This window comes from Rhizobacter sp. P2_H2 (assembly GCF_056403375.1).
In genome coordinates this window covers 1-1897 of the sequence record NZ_JBFUFP010001040.1, presented here as the reverse complement: position 1 = coordinate 1897, position 1897 = coordinate 1, and the positions used below count along the sequence as shown (strand labels likewise).

The window sequence follows — 1897 nt, the reverse complement described above, 5'->3', positions numbered from 1 at the left end:
CAGTGAGGCGCCGAAAGTGCCCGCAATCTACTCGCGGGACGAAGGCATCGTCAAGACCGGTCCGATGGGACAGATCGCCCTTGGTGTTAACGAGCAGCGCGGCCGGGAATTTTTCCCTGGGCCGCGCGGACCCCGCTGGTTAGCGGGGGGCACCCACCACCCGGACGACTCCCGCAWCTCCGAGACAAGGACAACACACCACCGGAGACCTGAGATGCATCACCCCCGTGCGAACGCTGCGTTGCTGGCATTGACAGCCCTCGCGCCCGCCGCTTACGCGCAATCAGCTTCGACGCCGGCTTCGACATCGGCGGCGGCCCCGCCCGTCGTCGTGCTGCCCGAGGTCGAGATCGTGCAGACCACGCCCGTGCCCGGCACCGGCGTGCCCAAGGACCAGATCCCGTCCAACGTGCAGACCGCCACCGACCGGCGGCTGCGCCAGCTGCAGAGCCTGAACCTGCCCGAGTTCATGCGCACGCAGCTGCCCAGCGTCAGCGTCAACGAGGTGCAGGGCAACCCGTACCAGATGGACGTGAACTACCGCGGCTTCACCGCCAGCCCGCTGCTCGGCACGCCGCAGGGGCTGTCGGTGTTCCTCGACGGCGTGCGCGTCAACGAGCCGTTCGGCGACATCGTCAACTGGGACCTGCTGCCGCGCGCCGCGATCGCCAACATCACGCTGCTGCCGGGCTCCAACCCGCTGTTCGGGCTGAACACGCTGGGCGGCGCGCTCTCGATGCAGACCAAGAGCGGCGACACGCACCCGGGCACCGGGATCGAGGTCGAGGGCGGCTCGTTCGGCCGCATCAGCACCGAGCTGACGCATGGGCGCAAGCTCGGCGAGACCRGCCACCTGTTCATGGCCTTCGGCGCGCTCAACGAAGACGGCTGGCGCGACGAGTCGCCGTCGCGGGTGCGGCAGCTGTTCGTCAAAGGCGGGCAGCGCAGCAGCAGCTTCTCGTGGGACCTGAGCCTGGGTCATGCCGACAACCAGCTGGTCGGCAACGGCGGGTTGCCCGAATCGATGCTGGCGCAGCGCCGCGAGCAGGTCTACACCCGGCCCGACCTGACCGACAACGAGGCGACGCTGCTGACCTTCAACACCACCGCCACGCTGGGCCCGCAGTGGGAGATGGCGGCGACGGCCTATGCGCGCCGCAACCGCGCGTCGACGCTGAACGGCGACCTGAACGACGACTACGATCCGCCCGCCGTCGAGGAAACCGGGGTCGAGAACCGCACGCGCACGCGCACCGACAGCGAAGGTCTCGCGCTGCAGGCGACCTGGAATGCACGGCCGCACCGGCTGACCTTCGGGCTGTCGCACGACCGCTCGCGCAACCATTTCGAGCAGACCGAGGCCGAGGGCGAGCTGGACGCGAGCCGCGCCGTGATCCCGACCGAAGACGCGGAGGTCAATGCCAGGATCTCCGGCCGCAGCCGCACCACGAGCGTGTATGTCAGCGACCTGGTCGCGCTGCGGCCGAACCTGCAGCTCACGCTGTCAGGCCGCTACAACGACACCCGTGTCCGCACGGTCGACGATGGCCGCATCGAGCTCGGGCTGCCGACGAATCTCGATGCCGAAGACCGCTACCGGAAGTTCAACCCGGCCATCGGTGCCACCTGGCAGGTGACGCCGAGCTTCACGGCCTATGGCGGCTGGAGCCAGGGCAATCGCGCGCCCAGCCCGATCGAGCTGGGCTGCTCGGACCCGGCGAATGCCTGCGTGCTGCCGAACGCGCTGCAGTCGGACCCTCCGCTGAAGCAGGTGGTGTCGCAGACGCTGGAGGCGGGCGTGCGCGGCACGCTGGCGCAGGGGCTGCGCTGGAATGCGTCGGTCTTCCGCACCGTCAACCGCGACGACCTGCTGTTCATCAGCAACGGGCTGTCGGCC

Annotated in this window: 1 protein-coding gene; it reads left to right on the top strand. The window is 69.3% G+C overall.

Going from position 1 to position 1897, the window contains the following annotated elements:
* Positions 1-214: 214 nt before the first annotated feature.
* The coding region (locus tag AC1D15_RS29780; RefSeq protein WP_477828861.1) for a TonB-dependent receptor at positions 215-1897 on the top strand (1683 nt) is incomplete at its 3' end.